This is a genomic window from Ensifer sp. ENS10 (assembly GCF_014852025.1).
Taxonomy (GTDB): Bacteria; Pseudomonadota; Alphaproteobacteria; order Rhizobiales; family Rhizobiaceae; genus Ensifer.
This window is the reverse complement of record NZ_JACVAS010000046.1, coordinates 1-396: the sequence shown is the minus strand read 5'-3', so window position 1 is coordinate 396 and position 396 is coordinate 1. Positions and strand designations below refer to the sequence as shown.

Genomic DNA, 396 nt, shown 5'->3' with positions numbered 1-396 from the left:
GGCTTCTGGGTGAAGAGATTGTAGGCCAGGCGAACGGTCAGCTGATCGTCGTCCGACAGCTTCTGGATGACGGCATAGTCGTCCGGATAGTTCTGGAAGCCGCCGCCGGCGTCGATGACGCTGGTGATGCCGAGCCGGTTGAGCTCGCGCATGAAGTGGCGGGTGGAGTTGACCTGGTAGTCGAAGGGCAGCTTCGGTCCCTTGGCCAAGGTCGAATAGAGGATGCCGGCATTGGGCTTGGCCAGGAGCAGCCCGGTCGGGTTGCCGGCGGCATCACGGGTGATCTCGCCGCCCGGCGGGTTGGGCGTGTCCTTGCCATAGCCGACCGCCCTGAGGGCGGCGCCGTTCAAGAGCGCCCGGTCATAGAGATGCAGCAGGAACACCGGCGTATCCGGG

1 protein-coding gene is annotated in these 396 nt (G+C 65.2%); it reads right to left on the bottom strand.

Annotated elements, in window-relative coordinates; all coding sequences use genetic code 11:
• Positions 1 to 396 (bottom strand): amidohydrolase family protein (locus tag IB265_RS36305; RefSeq protein ID WP_192496234.1); only part of this gene is annotated, 396 nt, incomplete at both ends.